This is a genomic window from Leifsonia sp. NCR5 (assembly GCF_002105485.1).
Lineage (GTDB): Bacteria > Actinomycetota > Actinomycetes > Actinomycetales > Microbacteriaceae > Leifsonia.
The window spans coordinates 37,856-55,072 of record NZ_NCSR01000017.1 but is presented as its reverse complement, the minus strand read 5'-3'; the positions used below and the strand labels follow the sequence as shown (position 1 = coordinate 55,072).

Annotated in this window: 17 protein-coding genes; 8 read left to right on the top strand and 9 right to left on the bottom strand. The window is 70.2% G+C overall.

Features of this window, described 5'->3' with window-relative positions:
- Window positions 1-66: 66 nt before the first annotated feature.
- Window positions 67-969 carry a YegS/Rv2252/BmrU family lipid kinase gene (locus B7438_RS14450; RefSeq protein WP_085370320.1) on the bottom strand — a complete coding sequence of 301 codons (903 nt, stop codon included), beginning with the start codon at window positions 967-969 and terminating at the stop codon, window positions 67-69.
- 345 nt (window positions 970-1,314) lie between these two features.
- Window positions 1,315-3,450 carry a copper-translocating P-type ATPase gene (locus B7438_RS14445; protein ID WP_085370318.1) on the bottom strand — a complete coding sequence of 712 codons (2,136 nt, stop codon included), beginning with the start codon at window positions 3,448-3,450 and terminating at the stop codon, window positions 1,315-1,317.
- 77 nt (window positions 3,451-3,527) lie between these two features.
- Here B7438_RS14445 and B7438_RS14440 point away from each other — a divergent pair, with 77 nt between their 5' ends.
- Window positions 3,528-4,166 (top strand): MBL fold metallo-hydrolase, encoded by a 639-nt coding sequence (locus tag B7438_RS14440; protein ID WP_085370316.1) that lies wholly within the window; start codon window positions 3,528-3,530, stop codon window positions 4,164-4,166.
- Between the two features lie 4 nt (window positions 4,167-4,170).
- The gene (locus B7438_RS14435) at window positions 4,171-5,559 is read left to right on the top strand and encodes a deoxyribodipyrimidine photo-lyase (RefSeq protein WP_256922054.1); all 1,389 of its coding nucleotides are present in this window, start codon (window positions 4,171-4,173) and stop codon (window positions 5,557-5,559) included.
- A 3-nt stretch (window positions 5,560-5,562) separates the two neighbouring features.
- Here B7438_RS14435 and B7438_RS14430 read toward each other — a convergent pair whose 3' ends face one another.
- A complete protein-coding gene (locus B7438_RS14430) occupies window positions 5,563-5,826 on the bottom strand; it encodes a hypothetical protein (protein WP_085370315.1) in 264 nt (87 codons plus the stop codon).
- Window positions 5,827-5,874: 48 nt separating this feature from the next.
- Between B7438_RS14430 and B7438_RS14425 the strand changes: the two genes are divergently transcribed.
- Window positions 5,875-6,096, top strand: coding sequence for a hypothetical protein (locus B7438_RS14425; RefSeq protein WP_143465956.1), 222 nt, complete (start codon window positions 5,875-5,877; stop codon window positions 6,094-6,096).
- A gap of 65 nt (window positions 6,097-6,161) precedes the next feature.
- Window positions 6,162-6,938, top strand: a complete 777-nt coding sequence (locus tag B7438_RS14420; protein WP_256922053.1) for a nuclease-related domain-containing protein — start codon at window positions 6,162-6,164, stop codon at window positions 6,936-6,938.
- On the opposite strand, the gene B7438_RS14415 is transcribed toward B7438_RS14420, so the two are convergent.
- Genes B7438_RS14415 through B7438_RS14405 form a run of 3 tightly spaced genes read right to left on the bottom strand, consistent with a single transcriptional unit; the run spans window position 6,898 to window position 10,885 of the window.
- Window positions 6,898-7,833 carry a metal-dependent hydrolase gene (locus B7438_RS14415; protein ID WP_085370309.1) on the bottom strand — a complete coding sequence of 312 codons (936 nt, stop codon included), beginning with the start codon at window positions 7,831-7,833 and terminating at the stop codon, window positions 6,898-6,900. The genes B7438_RS14420 and B7438_RS14415 overlap by 41 nt on opposite strands.
- A gap of 23 nt (window positions 7,834-7,856) precedes the next feature.
- Window positions 7,857-9,563, bottom strand: a complete 1,707-nt coding sequence (locus B7438_RS20985; protein WP_085370308.1) for an ABC transporter permease/substrate binding protein — start codon at window positions 9,561-9,563, stop codon at window positions 7,857-7,859.
- Window positions 9,563-10,885, bottom strand: a complete 1,323-nt coding sequence (locus B7438_RS14405; protein ID WP_256922052.1) for a glycine betaine/L-proline ABC transporter ATP-binding protein — start codon at window positions 10,883-10,885, stop codon at window positions 9,563-9,565. The genes B7438_RS20985 and B7438_RS14405 overlap by 1 nt, the downstream gene beginning before the upstream one ends.
- A 448-nt stretch (window positions 10,886-11,333) precedes the next feature.
- On the opposite strand from B7438_RS14405, the gene B7438_RS14400 reads away from it, so the two are divergent.
- The 4 genes from B7438_RS14400 (at window position 11,334) to B7438_RS14385 (ending at window position 14,935) form a co-directional block, all read left to right on the top strand.
- Window positions 11,334-12,302: a Dyp-type peroxidase gene (locus tag B7438_RS14400; RefSeq protein ID WP_085370305.1), complete on the top strand. Its 969-nt coding sequence runs from the start codon at window positions 11,334-11,336 to the stop codon at window positions 12,300-12,302.
- A gap of 113 nt (window positions 12,303-12,415) precedes the next feature.
- Window positions 12,416-13,264 (top strand): ABC transporter substrate-binding protein, encoded by an 849-nt coding sequence (locus B7438_RS14395; RefSeq protein ID WP_085370303.1) that lies wholly within the window; start codon window positions 12,416-12,418, stop codon window positions 13,262-13,264.
- Window positions 13,265-13,289: 25 nt separating this feature from the next.
- Window positions 13,290-14,177 (top strand): amino acid ABC transporter permease, encoded by an 888-nt coding sequence (locus B7438_RS14390; RefSeq protein ID WP_256922051.1) that lies wholly within the window; start codon window positions 13,290-13,292, stop codon window positions 14,175-14,177.
- Window positions 14,174-14,935, top strand: coding sequence for an amino acid ABC transporter ATP-binding protein (locus B7438_RS14385; RefSeq protein ID WP_085370301.1), 762 nt, complete (start codon window positions 14,174-14,176; stop codon window positions 14,933-14,935). Before B7438_RS14390 ends, B7438_RS14385 begins: the two co-directional genes overlap by 4 nt.
- 15 nt (window positions 14,936-14,950) lie before the next feature.
- On the opposite strand, the gene sufU is transcribed toward B7438_RS14385, so the two are convergent.
- The 3 genes from sufU to B7438_RS14370 all read right to left on the bottom strand — a co-directional run bounded on the left by sufU (window position 14,951) and on the right by B7438_RS14370 (window position 17,074).
- The gene (sufU, locus tag B7438_RS14380; protein WP_085370300.1) at window positions 14,951-15,397 is read right to left on the bottom strand and encodes a Fe-S cluster assembly sulfur transfer protein SufU; all 447 of its coding nucleotides are present in this window, start codon (window positions 15,395-15,397) and stop codon (window positions 14,951-14,953) included.
- Window positions 15,394-16,671: a SufS family cysteine desulfurase gene (locus tag B7438_RS14375; protein WP_085370298.1), complete on the bottom strand. Its 1,278-nt coding sequence runs from the start codon at window positions 16,669-16,671 to the stop codon at window positions 15,394-15,396. Before B7438_RS14375 ends, sufU begins: the two co-directional genes overlap by 4 nt.
- Before the next feature lie 76 nt (window positions 16,672-16,747).
- Window positions 16,748-17,074, bottom strand: coding sequence for a hypothetical protein (locus B7438_RS14370; RefSeq protein ID WP_085370297.1), 327 nt, complete (start codon window positions 17,072-17,074; stop codon window positions 16,748-16,750).
- Window positions 17,075-17,217 lie beyond the last annotated feature (143 nt).

Here is a 17,217-nt window from a genome sequence, read left to right as displayed (position 1 = left end):
ATGCCACACCCTCCGCTCAGGTTCCAAAACGGCGGGTGCATCCCGGGCGTGGCGCGCGGGCTGCGGTCAGGCGAGCACGAGCAACGCGCCCGGAGAGACCGAGACCTCGACCGGCAGTGGGCCGATCCGCTCCCCGTCGGCGTACGCCACCACATCCGGAGCGTCGATCGTGACCGTGCGCGCCGGGAGGAATGAGACCTCGTCGATCTCCGTATGCGTTCCGGAGAATACTTTCGGGAACAGGCGCAGGAACCGCCACTTCGGCATGTCCCTGACGACGAAGAGGTCGAGCATCCCGTCGTCGAGGCTGGCGTGCGGCACCACGCGCATCCCTCCCCCGATGGAGCGGTTGTTGGCGACGGCGATGAGCAGCGCGTCGGTGTCGAGCGGCACACCGTCGGCGACCACGCGGTACGGGATGGGGCGGAGCGTCGCGAGCTCGCGGAGCAGGGCGAGCACGTAGCGGCTTCGGCCGCGCGGGCGGGTCATCAGGTTGGCGCGCTCGTTGACGGTGGCGTCGAACCCGGCGGAGAGCACACAGCCGAACCAGGTGCTCAGGCCGCCGTGCCGCACGATCCCGGCGTCGATCCGGCGCGGCGGCTTCTGCAACGCAGCGAGCAGGAGGGCGATGGCGGCCTCGGTGTCGGAGACCGGGATGCCCAGGCCGTCCGCCATGTCGTTGCCTGTGCCGCTCGGCACGATCCCGAGCGGGATGTCCGTCTGCGCGACGATGTTGATGCCGAGGTTCACCATGCCGTCGCCGCCGACCACCACGAGAGCGTCGGCACCGGCAGCGACGGCGCGTTTTGCTTCGCGCCGCAGGAGCTCGACGTTCGCCTCGTCGAGCGCGACCACCGAGTGACCGGCAGCGCGGAGCCGCTCGACCACGCGCGGGCCGACCTCCCGTCTCTTCCCGAACGACGCCATCGGATTGACCGCGACGACGACGGTGCGGGGGGAAGCGGCCATAGTGCACGATTATGGCGGACCAGCCGTGCGCGGCCGGGAGTAGACGTGGCTGTCCCCGTGTCGCGCGCGGGGGCGTGCCGGGCGTCCGTTCGAGCGGACTCCCAGCACGACACGCCGCGCCCGACTCTGCCCCAGCGGAGTTCCCGCAGCGAGCAGCACGCGTCTTCCGCCCGGACGGAGCTCGCGGCCGAGCCCACGGAGTCCGCCCGGGCGGAGTTCTCGGCCGAGCCGCGGAATCCGCTTGAGCGGAGTTCTCGCGGCCGGGGGCCCGCCCATTCCTTTCCAGCGGAGTCTTCCGCGGCGTGTCGCGCCGGGACTCCGCCCGGGCGGAGTTCGCGCCGCGGCCTAGAGGCGCACGCGCCGCAGCAGTTGCGCGTTCAGGGCCACCACGATGGTGGACACCGACATCAGCACGGCGCCGAACGCGGGAGACACGACCACGCCGATTCCGGTCGCCACGCCCGCCGCGAGCGGCAGCGCGATCACGTTGTACCCGGCGGCCCAGGCGAGGTTCTGCAGCATCTTGCGGTAGGTGGCCCTCGACAGCGTGATGACCCTGGCGACGCCGCGCGGGTCGCTCGACGCGAGCACGATCCCGGCCGACTCGATCGCCACGTCCGTGCCCGCGCCGATCGCGATGCCGACGTCCGCCTGTGCGAGCGCGGGAGCGTCGTTGACGCCGTCGCCGACCATCGCCACCTTCGCGCCGCCCTGCTGCAACTGCGCGACGGTGCCCGCCTTGTCGCCGGGCAGCACCTCGGCGAACACCTCGTCGATGCCCAGCCGGGCGGCGACGGCCTCGCCCACGGCCCGCGAGTCGCCGGTCAGCATCGCGACGCGCACTCCGCGGCTGTGCAGGATGCGCACCGCCTCCTCCGACTCGGGCCGCACGACGTCCGCGAGCGCGATCATCCCGGCCACCTGCATCCCGGCGGCGCCATCCGCACCATCCCCGTGCAGCACGTACACCACGGTCTGTCCCTCCGCCTCCGCCGCACGCGCGGCCTCGGCAACCGCAGCGTCGGGCGTCAGCCCCCGCTCGGCGAGCAGTCTCGGTGCCCCGACGGTCACGGCGACACCGTCGACCGTCGCCGTCGCTCCCCGACCGCCCAGCGCCTCGAAGTCCGCAGCGGCGGAGACGGTGAGCCTGCCCTGCTGCGCCTCGGCGACGATCGCCCGGGCGATGGGATGCTCGGCCGGTGCCTCGGCCGACGCGGCCAGCGCGAGCAGCGCATCCACGTCCCCGTCGGTGGCCTCCACGGACGCGACGCCCTGGCGGCCCTCGGTGAGCGTCCCGGTCTTGTCGAACAGGACGACGTCGATCAGGCGGGCGTCCTCCATCGCGTGCCTGTCGCGGATCAGCAGGCCGTTCTTCGCGCCGATCGCCGTGGAGATCTGGGCGACCAGCGGAATGGCCAGGCCGAGGGCGTGGGGGCAGGCGATGACGAGCACGGTCACGACGCGTTCGAGCACGAAGCCGGGCTCGTCCGGCCGCAGGATCGCCCACACGACCAGGGTGAGGGATGCGGCGGCGAGCGCCACGTAGAACAGCAGCCCGGCCGCGCGGTCGGCGAGGATCTGCGTGCCGGACTTGCTGGCCTGCGCGTCGGAGACGAGGCGCATGATCCCGGCGAGCGCGGTGTCTCCCCCGGTCTTCGTCACCCGGACCACGAGTGACCCGCTGCCGGAGATGGAACCGGCGACCACCTGCTCGCCCACTCCGCGGGTGACCGGCTTCGACTCGCCGGTGAGAAGCGATTCGTCCACGTCGGACCGTCCGTCGACGATCTCCCCGTCCACGGGCACCGCGGCGCCGGGGCGGACGCGCACGAGGTCGCCGACGGCGAGCGCACTGACGGGTACGAGCTCGGACGTGGACCCGTCGCCCACCCGCTCCGCCTGGTCGGGCAGGAGCTTCGCGAGCTGGCCCAGCGCATCCTGGGCGCCCATCACCGCCGACATCTCGATCCAGTGGCCGAGCAGCATGATCAGGATGAGGGTGGCGAGCTCCCACCAGAAGTCCATGCCGGGCAGGCCGAACGTGACGGCGAGGCTGTAGCCGAACGCGACGACGATGGCCAGCGAGATGAGGGTCATCATGCCGGGCTGGCGGCTCCGCAGCTCGGTGACGGCTCCGCGCAGGAAGACGAGGCCGCCGTAGAAGAAGATGGCGACGCCGAAGACCGCGGGGATGTACTGGCTGCCGGGGAACCGGGGTCCGCCGAGCCCGAGGATCTCCTGCAGGCCGGGCGAGAACACCAGAGTGGGGATGGTGAGGACCAGGGTCAGCCAGAACTTGCGCCGGAAGATCGCCGGATCGTGCCCGGCGTGGGCGCCGTGATCGTGACCGCCCTGGTCGTGACCGCCGTGGTCGTGCGCCGAGTGATCGTCGGCCGCGCCGCCGTGACCCGAGTGCTCGTGCGCCCCATGATCGTGCGCGTCGTGTGGCTGGTGCGTCTGATTCGTCGTCGTCTCGTTCATATCCACCCTTGAACAGTACCCCCCAGGGGTATATTCCTCAAGTTGCACGACCACCCTTTTAGGTATTTCCTGGTGCCATGAGACTGACGAAGTTCGAACACGCCGCCCTGCTCCTCGAAGAGTCCGGAAAGAAGCTGTTCGTCGACCCGGGGAGCCTGACCTCCCCGCTCACCGACACGAACAGCACCGTCGGCGTCGTGATCACCCACGAGCACGCCGACCACTGGACCCCCGAGCAGCTGAACCGCATCCTCGACCTCAACCCGGATGTGCCGATCTTCGCCCCGCAGGGTGTCGCCGCCGCAGCCCCCGACTTCGCCATCACCGTCGTGCACCCCGGAGACACCGTCGAGGCCGGGCCGTTCACCCTGCGCTTCTTCGGCGGACGTCACGCGGTCATCCACGAGAGCATCCCCGTCGTCGACAACGTCGGCGTGCTCATCAACGACGTGCTCTATTACCCGGGCGACTCGTTCACCATCCCGGAGGGCGTCGACGTGGATGTGCTCGCCACCCCGGCGGGCGCCCCCTGGCTGAAGATCGCGGAGACCATCGACTACGTGCTCGCCGTCAAGCCCAAGCGCAGCTTCCCGACGCACGAGATGGTGCTCTCCCGCGGAGGCAAGGACATGGCGAACGCCCGCATCAAGTGGGCGACGGAGCAGAACGGCGGCGAGTTCTTCCCGCTGGAGCCCAACGACACGCTCGACCTCTGAGCGCGTGAGCGAGCAGCACGCCGCAGCGTCCGGATCCCGCCCGGCGGTCGTCTGGTTCCGTGACGACCTCCGGGTCGCAGACAATCCGGCACTGACGGCCGCCGCCGGCAGCGGGATGCCCGTCGTCTGCGTCTACGTGCTCGACGACGAGTCGCCCGGCGTGCGAGCGCCGGGCGGCGCGTCCCGGTGGTGGCTGCACCACAGTCTCACCGCGCTCTCCGCAGCACTGGATGCACTGGGAGCCTCCCTGACGATCCGTCGCGGCCCTGCCGAACGCGTCATCGGCGACCTGCTCGCCGAGACCGACGCCGCCGCCGTGTTCTGGAACAGGCGGTATGGCGAGGCGGAGCGCACGGTCGACGAAGCCATCAAGACGCAGGCCAGGGACGACGGACGCGAGGCGTCCAGCTTCGGCGCGAACCTGCTCTTCGAACCGTGGACCATTCGGACGGGCTCCGGCACGCCGTTCTCCGTCTACACCCCGTTCTGGCGCGCCTGCCTCGCCTCGCCAGAGCCGCGCAAGCCGCTGGATGCGCCCGGGAGCATCGCGGGCGCTCCCCCGCTGGACGGCCTCACGGTCGCCGACCTCGGGCTCCTGCCGACGCATCCCGACTGGTCGGCCGGCCTGCAGGAGACCTGGGAGCCGGGAGAGGACGCCGCGCACGAGGCCCTCGCGCGCTTCCTGGACGAGGACGTCGCCGCATACAAGGCGGACAGGGACACCCCGGGGATCGACGCCACCTCACGACTGTCGCCGCGGCTGCGCTGGGGCGAGCTCAGCCCGCACCAGGTCTGGCACGCCACTGCCGCCGCGCGCACCCGCACGAACGCGGAGGGCGCGGCCACCTTCCTCTCCGAGCTGGGCTGGCGCGAGTTCGCGTACCACACGCTGTTCCAGCGGCCGGCGCTGGCGACGGAGAACATCCGCAGCGAGTTCGACGCCTTCCCCTGGCCGCGCCTGCACCCGACGGCGCTGCGCGCGTGGCAGCAGGGCCGCACCGGCATCCCGCTGGTCGACGCCGGGATGCGGGAGCTCTGGCACACCGGCACGATGCACAACAGGGTGCGCATGGTCGTCGCGTCGTTCCTGATCAAGAACCTGCTGATCGACTGGCGGCTGGGCGAGCAGTGGTTCTGGGACACCCTGGTCGACGCCGACCCGGCCAGCAACCCGTTCAACTGGCAGTGGGTCGCGGGAAGCGGGGCGGACGCCGCACCGTACTTCCGCGTGTTCAACCCCGAACTGCAGCGCGAGAAGTTCGACAAACACGGCGACTACGTGCGCCGCTGGGTGCCGGAGTGGCAGACGGACGCGTACCCGGAGCCGATCGTCGACCTCGCGGAGACGAGGAGGGCGGCCCTCGCCGCCTACGACGTGGTGAAGGGGCGCTGAGCGTCAGCGCCCGTGCTCGGCGAGGATCTGGTCGACGTCGATCCGCTTGAGCAGGCCGTTCCAGTCGATCCTGCGCGCCTCGTCCGCCTTGTCCTCGTCGGCGAACACCTTGCCGCTGCGCTCCACGACGATGCCGACGGGGAGCATCCTGTTCAGTTCGGCGAGGATCGCGTCGTCGACGGCTTCGGTGTCGAAGTCGGCTCCGACGGTGGCGTAGTAGTCGCCGGACAGGGTGTACGACACGATTCCGGTCTCGATTCGGCTCATGGGCGGCAGTGTAGTCCCGGCATCCGACGGGAGCGTACAGTGCGCGGCATGAGCGATCAGGATGAGCCCACCACTGGCCCCGATGCAACCGGCCAGGACACCCAGCAGAGCCAGGAGCCCGCAGCGCCGCGCGACGCCGACGAACTGACCGACGCCGTCACCGAGCTCGGCGCAGACGACGAGGAACGTCTCGACGCCGTCGCCGAGCACAACGCCTCGCTCGAAGAGCGGCTGCCCGGCGACGACGAGCTGCCCCTCACCAAGGGGTAGTCCACCCGGAGCGCGCCCTGGTTGGGGGCCTGGAAGGGCTCCCATCCGCTCGGTACGGTGGCGCGGTGGACAACAGTGGACGGATGCGCGACAGGGTCGCCGGATACGCGGTGATGGAGCAGGTCGTCCGGTTGCACGGGGACGTCCCTCCGCGGTCGGCCGTCGCCCGTGCGTTCGGGGTCCGCCCGCTCAGCGCCGGCACCCGGCCCTGGTTCGACGGCGCGCTCGGCGAGCGCGAGGTGGGGGCGATGCTCGACCGCCTGCCGGACGGCTGGACCGTCTTCCACGCGCTGCCCGTCGGGAACGGGGATGCGGACATCGACCATCTCGTCGTCGGCCCCGGCGGTGTATTCGTCGTGAACACCAAGAACCACCAGGGTGCTGAGGTGTGGGTCGGCGAGCGCGCCGTGCTCGTGAACGGGGCGAAGAAGCCGTACCTGCGCAACTCCGAGCTGGAGGCGTCGCGCATCCGGCAGGTGCTCGCCACCGCGGGCCTGGTCGCCCCGGTGAACGCCGTGGTCGCGGTGCTCGGCGCAAAGAAGCTGACGGTGCGTCAGCAGCCCGCCAGGGTCGCCGTGCTCGCCGCCGGCGGGCTGAACCGCTGGCTCACCCGGCGTCCGGCCGGTGTCGATCAAGCGACCGTGGATGCGATCGTGCGCATCGTCGACGACCCCGCCACCTGGCGACCGGCGCACGGCCCGTCCGGCGCAGGCTCGGCCACCGTCGAGCGGTTCGACGCCATCGCCCGCGAGGACAGGGCGGCGCGCGTCGTCCGGCTGGGCTGGCTGCTCGCGGTCGCGCTCAGTGCGCTCGCGGTGGCTCTGCCGTTCCTGCCGCACTGAGCGTCGCAGCGGTGCGCATCTGGAGTTCGAGCGCACCCTCCGCCTCGTGGAGGTCGAGGTCGACCGTCACCGACGCCAGCTCGGAGAGCGAGCGCAGGTGCGTTCCTCCGCACGGGATCTCGACGGTGCCGTCCGGGAGGTCGCAACGCCAGGTGCGCCGCTCCCCCAAGCCGTCTCCGTCGCGCGCGATCGACACCGCGGCTCCGGTCGCCAGCCATCCGGCGAGCAGCTCGTTCGCTGCGGCCTGCACGCTGTCCAGCACTCCGGCGAGGTCTGCAGCCTGGAACCCCTTCTTCCGCAGGCTCTTGCCGATGCGGTACGTGTCGAGCGAGCCGTCCGGCAGGATGCGCGACTCGGTGATCGCGAGCTGGTCGAAGTTCGGGTTGCCCCTGCCGTCGAGCTGCACCTCTTTGCTCCACAGCCCGGTCAGCGCCGCGTTGAGCGCCAGCGACGCCAGGTGGCAGCCGGTGTGCCCGGCGGAGAGCGCGCGGCGCAGAGCGGGGTCGACGGTGACGGTCACCGGCGTGCCCGGGGTGAGCCCGTCCGCGTCCTCCACGACATGGCAGACGACGAACGCCCAGCCCTCCGTGCCCGTCCGCACCGGGGCGTCGCCCACGAACAGGTTCTCTCCGTCGATCGCGCCGACCACCGCGCCGACCACGGGATGCACGACACCGTCCACCGACAGCGTGCCGTCATCGGCGGGCTGGTCCGGCCAGACCGGGTCGACGGCGTGGAACGCCGTCCTGTCGAGGACGATCGCGGTGCGGCCGTCCCCGACCGGCTGCGCGATGAGCACAGTGCCGGTCGAGGTCAGGTCGCCGTCCGGGTACGTGACGATGGTGTCCGCGTCGATCCTGGTGGTGTCGACGGGATGGGCGAGAGGGAAGCTCATCCCTCCAGCGTACGAGGTCGCGCTCAGTTCGTGAGCGCGTCGACGTACTCCTGGTGCTCCGTCATCCACTTCGTGACGATGGGGTCGTAGTCGTCCGTCTTCGCGCCGTTGAACATGTCGTTCTCGAGCGAGTAGAGAAGCTTCGAGTCGAGCTTGAAGGACTTCACCCAGCCGGCCACCTCCGGGTACTTCTTCTCGAAGTCCGTGCTGGCGATCGAGTGCAGGGATTCCGCCGTTCCGAGCGTGTTCTTCGGGTCCTTCAGATCCTTCAGGTCGAACTGGTCGTACGCCCAGTGCGGTCGCCACAGGGTGACGGCGATGTTGTCCTTGCTCTTCATCGCGCTGGTCAGCTCGGCGAGCATCGCCGGGGTCGACGACGTCGTGAAGTCGAGACCGCCGAGGCCGTACTCCGGGATGACCTTGTTCTGCGTCGCCTCGGTGAGGCCTGCGCCCGGCTCGATGCCGACCAGCCGGTTGCCGAACTCGTCGGCGTGCGCCGCGAGCTGGTCGAGCGAGTCGATCGGGGCGTCCTTGTTCACAGCGATGGTGAGCTTGGCCTCGTTGTTCCAGGCGCCGAGGTCGACGAGCGAGTCTCCGTACTTCTTCAGGTAGGCCTCGTGCGTGGTGGGCAGCCAGCCGTCGAACGCCACGTCGTAGTCGCCCGTGCTGAGACCGGCGAACGCCGGGCCGGCGTCGGCGTACTCGAACGTCACGTCGTAGCCCTTCTCCTCCAGCACGTGCTTCCAGAGGTAGGACACCGCCTCGCCCTCCGGCCAGCCGTTGAAGACGGCGACCTTGATCTCGCCCTTCGACGCGTCCGCCTGCGAGACGGCGGCGATGCTGGTGCCGCCGACCGCCACGAGGGCTGCCGCCCCGAGGGCCGCCAGCGCGCGCTTCGGCATCCGCTTGCGGGCTGCCCCCACGGAGGCCGTGAGCCGATCCAGGATGATCGCGATGATGACCACGGAGAGGCCGGCCTCGAAGCCGAGGCCCACATCCACCCGGCTGAGCGCCTGGACGATGTCGCGGCCGAGGCCGCCTGCGCCGACCATTCCGGCGATGACGACCATCGAGAGCGACAGCATGATCACCTGGTTCACCCCGGCGAGGATCGACGGCATGGCGAGCGGCAGCTGGATCTGGCGCAGGATGCGCCGGGGCGACGAGCCGAACGCCCGCCCGGCCTCGACGATCTCGCTGTCGACGCCGCGGATGCCCAGCTCCGTGAGACGCACGCCGGGAGCCATCGCGAAGATGATCGTCGCGACGATGCCGGGCACGACACCCACCCGGAACAGGATGAGGGCCGGGATGAGGTACACGAACGCCGGCATGGTCTGCATGAAGTCGAGCACGGGACGGATGATCGCCGACGCCGTCTTCGATCGTGCGGCCAGAATGCCGAGCGGGACGCTCAGTGCGACGGCGATAGCCGCGGCGACGAGCACGAGCGCGAGGGTGTCCATCGCGTTCGTCCACTGGTCGATCCCGGCGATGACGAGCAGCCCGACCACCGTTCCCGCACCGAACACCCAACCGCGCAGCCAGACGGCGAGCACGGCGAAGATCAGGATGATGCCCCAGAACGGAGGCGTCTGCAGCAGCCAGTCCATGCCCGTGTACAGCGCGGTGAAGACCGTGCGGATCACGTCGAACACAGGACCGAAGAACTCGGTGACGAAGTCGACGGCGCTGGTCGCCCAGTCGCCGAGGGGAAGTCGCACATCCATCAGCGCACCTCCTCGAGCTCAGGCTCTCCGCCTTCTCGCGCGCCGACCCCCGGTGCGGTCTCGAGCAGTGTCTGGTTCATCACGTCGACCGGGATGGTCGCCCTGGGCTCGACGATGATCGGGATCTCGGTGGTCTCGCTGGTGACGTTGCCGAGCGCCGCGAGCAGGGTCACCCGCGGGATGACGCCGAGAAGGCGCTGGTTGTCGTCGACCACCGCGAGCGGCAGGTCGCTGCCGACGGACAGCTCGACCAGCTCGCTCAGCACCTCGTCGCGGGAGACGGACGCGATGCCGTCGTCGATCACCGCGGAGAGGTCGGACTGGCCGTCGCGCACCTGGCGCATCACGTCGCGGTCGCGCACGGCGCCGAGCAGGCGGCGTCCGTGGCCGACCACGAAGGCGGCGGAGGTCTGCAGGTCGCGCATGGTGCGCACGGCGGCGCGCGGTCCAGCGGCCACGGTGACGAGCGCGCGCACGGGCTCCATCACGCTCGCCGCCGTCAGCACGCGGGCACGGTCCACATCCTGCACGAAGCTCTCGACGTAGTCGTTGGCCGGGTCGGTGAGGATCTCCTCCGGCGTTCCGATCTGCACGACGCGACCGTCGCGCATCACCGCGATCCTGTCCCCGAGGAACATCGCCTCGTTGAGGTCGTGGGTGATGAACACGATGGTCTTGCCGAGCTGGCTCTGCAGTTCGAGCAGCTGCTCCTGCATCTCGCGCCGGATGAGCGGGTCGAGTGCGGAGAACGCCTCGTCCATCAGGAGCACGTCGGTGTCTGCCGCGAGTGCCCTGCCGAGGCCGACGCGTTGCTGCATCCCGCCGGAGAGCTCTCCGGGGAGCTTGTCGCCCCAGCCGGACAGCCCGACGAGGTCGAGCACGGTCTCCGCCTTGGCGCGGCGCTCCGCGATCGGCACGCCCTGCACTTCGAGGCCGTATGCGAGGTTGTCGAGCACGGTGCGGTGCGGGAGGAGGGCGAAGTGCTGGAACACCATCGAGATGTGCTTCTGCCGCACATCCCGGAGCTTCTTGGGCGGCAGGCCCGTGATCGTCGTGCCCATCACCGCCACGTCGCCGGCGGTCGGCTCGAGGAGCCCGTTCAGCAGGCGGATCAGCGTGGACTTGCCCGAACCGGACAGACCCATGACCACGAAGATCTCGCCGGGGCGCACGGAGAAGCTCGCGTCGATCACCGCTGCGGTTCCCGAGCCTGCGACCTCGTCGCGGGTCGCCCCGCCCTGCAGCCGGCGAACGACGTCGCCGGGTTTACGTCCGAACACTTTGTACAGATTGCGCGCTTCGACGGCGGCAGATTCGCTCACTTTTCCTCCGTGGCACGCGCGGCGATGCCCTGGTGCGTGCCCGTGATTGCGCCCGGGTGGGCAGCGTGAACAGCTGGTCGACTCAAGCGGATCGTCCGATCCGCGAATCACCGGCTGCCGACGCGCCATCGGGGCACGCCCACACCGCCCGACCGTACGCTCCGGCGTGCGGGGCCGGTGTACACCTCGGCCCCTCATTCCCGGAACGCGGGCTGGGTTGTTGCGGCCCCGTCTCTGCCGGTCTCGGCCAACGGGGCGACTCGACGTTATCAATGGGTTTGTACAGAAAGCCAATCGAGATTCTGCATTTCACGGCACATTCCGTCGACGGCATACACCAACATCCGCGTGCTGATGCGGATCGCTCGGGCCCTGCCATCGTTACCTTTCCGTTACCTGAGTGCGGCCGCTCTTCCTGCGGACCGGGGATGTGCGGCAGACTCTCCCCATGACCTCCGACACCGGCGACCACGCCTGGCAGCGCGTCCCGATCGACGCCCAGAGCGTCGATGCCCCGCTCTCCCGTTCCGCCGTTTTCCTCGTGGTGTCCGTCGCGGACTCCGACGAGGCCTTCTCCACGGTGAAAGACGTACTCTCCGACCTGTCCGGCCTGGTCAAGACGGTCGGCTTCCGCGACCTGAACGCCCACCTCTCCTGCAACGTCGCGATCGGCGCGGGCATCTGGACGAGACTCACCGGGCGCGGTCTCCCCCGCGAGCTGCACCCGTTCACCGAGATCCGCGGACCGGTGCACACCGCCGTGTCCACCCCGGGCGACCTGCTGTTCCACATCCGGGCGGAGCGCGGCGACTTCACCTTCGAGTTCGAGCGGCTGCTGCTGGACGCCCTCGGCGACAGCGTCCAGGTGGTCGACGAGGTCACCGGTTTCCGCTACTTCGACTCCCGCGATCTGCTGGGGTTCGTGGACGGCACCGCGAACCCGGCCGACGGGGAGATGGCGTCGTCGACGCTCGTCGGAGACGAGGACCCCGAGTTCGCAGGGGGCAGCTACGTCGTGGTGCAGAAGTACCTGCACGACCTCACGAAGTGGGGCGCGCTGCCGACGCCGGCCCAGGAGGGCGTGATCGGCCGCACCAAGCTCGACAACGTGGAACTGGACGACGCCGAGTACGGCCAGAAGTCCCACAAGACCCTCGCCACGATCACCGACGAGGCGGGCGTCGAGCACGACATCCTGCGCGACAACATGCCGTTCGGCCGGGTCGGGCACGGCGAGTTCGGCACGTACTTCATCGGATACTCGCGAGCCCTCTGGGTGATCGAGCGGATGCTGCAGCGGATGTTCGTCGGAGACCCGGAGGGCAGCTACGACCGCATCCTGGACTTCTCCACGGCGGCGACGGGAACCACGTTCTTCGCGCCGCCCCGCGCCATCCTGAACGCGCTGGGCGACTGACCGCCGCGCCTCCGGCGTAACACTGTGACCGGCCGCGTTGCCCGCGCGGCGCGGGATGCGCCATGCTGAGAGACCCGCACGCACCCCGCCCCCGATCACAGCCCGGAGTCGCCATGTCCCGCCGCATCCTCACCGTCGCCGCCGTCGTCGCGGCCGCAGCGCTCGCCCTCACCGGATGCGCGTCCGGCTCCGGATCCACCGGCTCGGCGAGCACGAAGGCCGACGACGCGTACGTCACGCCCGGCAAGCTCACCATCGCCACGGCCGAGCCCGCATACTCGCCGTGGGTGATCGACGACAAGCCGGAGTCCGGCAAGGGCTTCGAGGCCGCCGTCGCGTACGCGGTCGCAGACAAGCTCGGCTTCGCGAAGACCGACGTCACCTGGGTGCGCACCACGTTCGACCAGGCCATCGCCCCCGGACCGAAGACCTTCGACTTCAACCTGCAGCAGTTCTCCATCACCGACGAGCGCAAGAAAGCCGTCGACTTCTCCTCTCCGTACTACGAGACCACGCAGGTGGTCGTCACCACCGGCGCCTCCCCCGCGGCGAAGGCCACCTCGCTCGCCGACCTCAAGAAGCTCTCCATCGGCGCCCAGTCCGCCACCACCAGCTTCACGGCGGCGGAGAAGCAGATCGCGCCCTCCGGCGGCGTTCAGGCGTTCAACTCCAACGACGACGCCAAGCTCGCCCTGGAGAACAAGCAGGTGGATGCGATCGTCGTCGACCTCCCGACCGCCTTCTACCTGCGCGACGCCGAGCTGAAGGACGGCAAGATCGTCGGTCAGCTGCCGAAGGCGTCCGGACAGGACGGCGACCAGTTCGGCCTGGTGCTCGCCAAGGGCAGCCCGCTCACCGCGAAGGTGACGGCCGCCGTCGACGCGCTGCGCACCGACGGAACCCTGGACACGCTGGCCGCGAAGTGGCTCGCCACCGACGGCAACGCCCCGGTGCTGAAGTAGCGGCCGACCGGCTAACGTTCAACGGGTGAGCACCATCCAGGAACCGGGCGCCGCCGGGCAGCCCAGCGACGTCGACCAGCCCAGCGCCGTCGAGCTCGGCCGGCGCACGTTCCGGCGCAGGCAGACGACGCGCTCCGTGCTGATCAGCCTCGCCAGCACCATCGTCGTCGCCGTCGTCGCCTGGTTCTTCGTCATCAACACCCCCGGCTGGGCCGCCGTGCAGCAGACCTTCTTCGACCCCGCCGTGGCCGTGCAGGCGTGGCCGCGAGTGTTCGAGGGGTTGCTGCTCAACATCCGGGTGCTGATCGTCGCCGCGATCGGAGTGCTGATCGTGAGCATCCTGATCGCCACCACGCGCACCCTGCGCGGGCCGATCTTCTTCCCGCTGCGCGCGCTGGCGGCGGGCTACACCGATCTGTTCCGCGGGATGCCGCTGATCATCGTGCTGTACCTCGTCGGCTTCGGCCTGCCGGGGCTCGGCGTCTTCCCGCGGATGCCCGCCGAGTTCTGGGGCACCATCGCGCTCATCCTGGTCTACTCGGCATACGTGTCCGAGGTGTTCCGCGCCGGGATCGAGGCCGTGCATCCCTCGCAGCGGCTGGCGGCCCGCGGCCTCGGCCTCAGCCACTACCAGACGCTGCGACTGGTGATCCTGCCCCAGGCGGTCCGCAAGGTCACGCCCGCGCTGATGAACGACTTCGTCGCGATGCAGAAGGACGTCGGCCTCATCTCCATCCTGGGAGCGGTGGATGCGGTGCGCGCCGCGCAGATCGAGACGGCCGCCACATACAACTTCACCCCGTACGTGCTCGCCGGGCTGCTCTTCGTGGTGCTGGCGCTTCCGATGATCCGGCTCACCGACTGGTATTCGGCGCGGGTGCGCAGGCGCGAGCAGATCGGGAGCGTCGTATGAGCGACCAGGACACCGCGGAGCCCGTGCTCCGGCTGACCGGGCTGCGCAAGCGGTTCGGCGACACGGAGGTGCTGCGCGGCATCGACCTGGACGTGCACCGGCACGAGGTGGTGGCTTTGATCGGCGCGAGCGGGTCAGGCAAGTCGACGCTGCTGCGCACGATCAACCTCCTGGAGCCCATCGACGACGGGCAGATCTTCCTCGTCGGGGACGACATCAGCGATCCCCGCACCCGGATGGATGCGGTACGCGGCCGCATCGGCGTGGTGTTCCAGCACTACAACCTGTTCCCGCACCTGTCCGTGCTCGACAACGTGACGCTCGCCAGCCGCCGCGTGCACCGCATCCCGCGCAGGGCGGCGGAGGCGAAGGCGCACGAACTGCTGGCGGCGATCGGCCTCGGCGACAAGGCGAAGGAGTTCCCGGACCGGCTCTCCGGCGGTCAGCAGCAGCGCGCCGCCATCGTGCGCGCCATTGCGACCGACCCGGAGCTCCTGCTGCTCGACGAGGTCACCAGCGCCCTCGATCCCGAACTGGTCGGCGAGGTGCTGGAACTGGTGCGCGATCTGAAGGCGTCCGGCACGACCATCGTCATGGCGACGCACGAGATGGCGTTCGCGCGCGACGTCGCAGACCGCGTGGTGTTCCTCGACGCGGGCGTGATCGCCGAGCAGGGGTCGCCGTCGGAGCTGTTCGGTGCGCCGCGCGAGCAGCGCACCCGCGAGTTCCTCGCCCGGTTCTCCGGCTGGGTCGCCTGACGGCCGCCGCTGTCGCTACGCGGCCGACGTGGCCAGCGCGTCCTCCAGCGCCACCCACGGCAGCATGGCGCACTTGATGCGCGTGACGTACTTCGAGACGCCGGCCAGGGCGACGGCGTCGCCGAGCAGCTCCTCGTCACCGTCGATCGTGCCCTTCGACTGCATCAGCTCGCGGAACGCGGCCACCGCATCGGCCAGCTCCTCGCGCGACACGTCGTGCGCGATGTCGCTGAGGAGCGACGCCGACGCCGTCGAGATGGAGCAGCCGTGCCCCTCCCAGCTGATCGACGCGACGCCGCCCTCCGCCGATGGATGCACGTTGAGCGTCACCTCGTCTCCGCACGTCGGATTGAGCTGGTGCGAGCTTCCTGCCGCATCCGGTCGCAGGCCGTAGCCGTGCTTCTCCTTGGCGTGGTCGAGGATGACCTGCTGGTAGAGGTTCTGAAGGTCGGACGTGCTCATCGGTCGACTCCGAAGAAGGAGCGGGCGTCGGCGACGGCCGCGACGGCCGCATCCACCTCGTCCGCAGTGCTGTAGAGGTATGTGCTGATGCGGGTGCTGGCCGTCGCGCCGAAGCGGCGGTGGACCGGCTGCGCGCAGTGGTGGCCGACGCGCACCGCGATGCCGCGGTCGTCGAGGAACTGGCCGACATCGTGCGAGTGGATGCCGTCCACCACGAAGCTTGCGAGCCCGACCCTCGGCACGTCGCGCCCAGGTCCGAGCACGCGCACGCCGGGGATCTCGGCCAGCCCGTCCAGGATGCGCGCCCCCAGCTCCTCCTCGTGCGCCTCGATGGCGGCCATCCCGACCGCGTCGAGGTAGTCCACAGCGGCAGCGAGCGCGACGGCCTGGGAGACGCGCTGCGTCCCCGCCTCGAACCGCTGCGGCGCCGGGAGGTACTCGGCGCCGGTGAGGGTGACGGTGGTGATCATGGAGCCGCCGGTGAGGAACGGCGGAAGCGCATTCAGCAGTTCGCGGCGGCCGTAGAGCGCGCCGATGCCGGTGGGCCCGAGCATCTTGTGGCCGGAGAACACGGCGAAGTCGACGCCGGCGGCGTGCAGGTCGAGCGCCAGGTGCGGCGCGGACTGGCAGGCGTCGAGCACGGTGAGCGCACCGACCTCGCGGGCGAGGGCGACGAGCGTCTCGACCGGATTGATCGCGCCGAGCACGTTGGAGACGTGGGTGAACGCGACGATCTTCGTGCGCGGCGTGATGACGGCGGCGGCCTCGTCGAGGCGGAGCTGTCCGTCGTCGTGCAGGCCGATCACCGAGAGGGTCGCCCCGGTCCTGGCGGCGAGCTCCTGCCACGGCACGAGGTTCGCGTGGTGCTCGGACTCCGTGACGACGATCTCGTCGCCCTCCCCGATCCTGAACCGCGCCGCCGCGTCTCCCCCGCGCCCGAGCGACGCGTTCGAGATGCTGTACGCGAGCAGGTTGATGCCCTCCGTCGCGTTGGACGTCCAGACCAGCTCGTCGGCGTCGACGCCGACGAAGGAGGCGACGCGTGCGCGGGCGTCCTCGAACAGCTCGGTGGCCTCGCCGGCGACGGTGTGCGCGCCGCGGTGGACGGCCGAGGTGTACTGCTCGACGAAGGAGCGTTCGGCGTCGAGCACCTGGCGCGGCTTCTGCGAGGTCGCTCCGGAGTCGAGATAGACGAACGGGTGCCCGTTGACCTCGCGGCCGAGGATCGGGAAGTCCGCGCGGATTCGGGTGAGATCGATGGTGTCGGTGTGCATGCGTTGAAAACCTTACTTCCTCAAACTGCAATGCAGTCGAGGGTTACGGCATTCCCGGATGCGCAGACTCCGCCCGTCAGGAGTCGCGGCCGACCGGCGGTTCCCCGACGAACTGGTGCGCCTCGGAGGCGAGCTCCTGCCAGTCCTCCACGTCGCCGATCGCGACCCACGAGCCGCGCGCATCCACCACCCCTCCGGATGCGGGAGAGGCGATCCCGCGGTCCACCAGATCGAGCGCCCTCGCGGCCGGCAGGTCGACCACCAGGGCGTCCCCGTCGAGGAACGCGAACAGCTTCCCGTGGACGTTCAGGCCCTTCTCCGTCGCGACGACGTCGTCGTCCGGGTCGTCGAGCAGTCGGGTGGTGAGCAGGTCGAAGGCCACGGTCGGCGATGCGTCGGTCATGGCGAGATGCTAGGCCACCCGCGATCCGCCGGACAAGCCCCGGCCCGGGGAGCCGCGGTCGCCCGCTCATTCGCGCGGGGCGCTCGCGCGCGTCTGGCGCGTCAGACCGCATCCGGCTAGTGTGCTCCCAGACCCCCGTTCGG

Coding starts and splice junctions, on each gene's coding strand:
- B7438_RS14450 (WP_085370320.1), bottom strand. CDS start 969: ATGGCCGCTTCCCCCCGCACCGTCGTCGTCGCGGTCAATCCGATGGCG.
- B7438_RS14445 (WP_085370318.1), bottom strand. CDS start 3,450: ATGAACGAGACGACGACGAATCAGACGCACCAGCCACACGACGCGCAC.
- B7438_RS14440 (WP_085370316.1), top strand. CDS start 3,528: ATGAGACTGACGAAGTTCGAACACGCCGCCCTGCTCCTCGAAGAGTCC.
- B7438_RS14430 (WP_085370315.1), bottom strand. CDS start 5,826: ATGAGCCGAATCGAGACCGGAATCGTGTCGTACACCCTGTCCGGCGAC.
- B7438_RS14425 (WP_143465956.1), top strand. CDS start 5,875: ATGAGCGATCAGGATGAGCCCACCACTGGCCCCGATGCAACCGGCCAG.
- B7438_RS14415 (WP_085370309.1), bottom strand. CDS start 7,833: ATGAGCTTCCCTCTCGCCCATCCCGTCGACACCACCAGGATCGACGCG.
- B7438_RS20985 (WP_085370308.1), bottom strand. CDS start 9,563: ATGGATGTGCGACTTCCCCTCGGCGACTGGGCGACCAGCGCCGTCGAC.
- B7438_RS14400 (WP_085370305.1), top strand. CDS start 11,334: ATGACCTCCGACACCGGCGACCACGCCTGGCAGCGCGTCCCGATCGAC.
- B7438_RS14395 (WP_085370303.1), top strand. CDS start 12,416: ATGTCCCGCCGCATCCTCACCGTCGCCGCCGTCGTCGCGGCCGCAGCG.
- B7438_RS14385 (WP_085370301.1), top strand. CDS start 14,174: ATGAGCGACCAGGACACCGCGGAGCCCGTGCTCCGGCTGACCGGGCTG.
- sufU (WP_085370300.1), bottom strand. CDS start 15,397: ATGAGCACGTCCGACCTTCAGAACCTCTACCAGCAGGTCATCCTCGAC.
- B7438_RS14375 (WP_085370298.1), bottom strand. CDS start 16,671: ATGCACACCGACACCATCGATCTCACCCGAATCCGCGCGGACTTCCCG.
- B7438_RS14370 (WP_085370297.1), bottom strand. CDS start 17,074: ATGACCGACGCATCGCCGACCGTGGCCTTCGACCTGCTCACCACCCGA.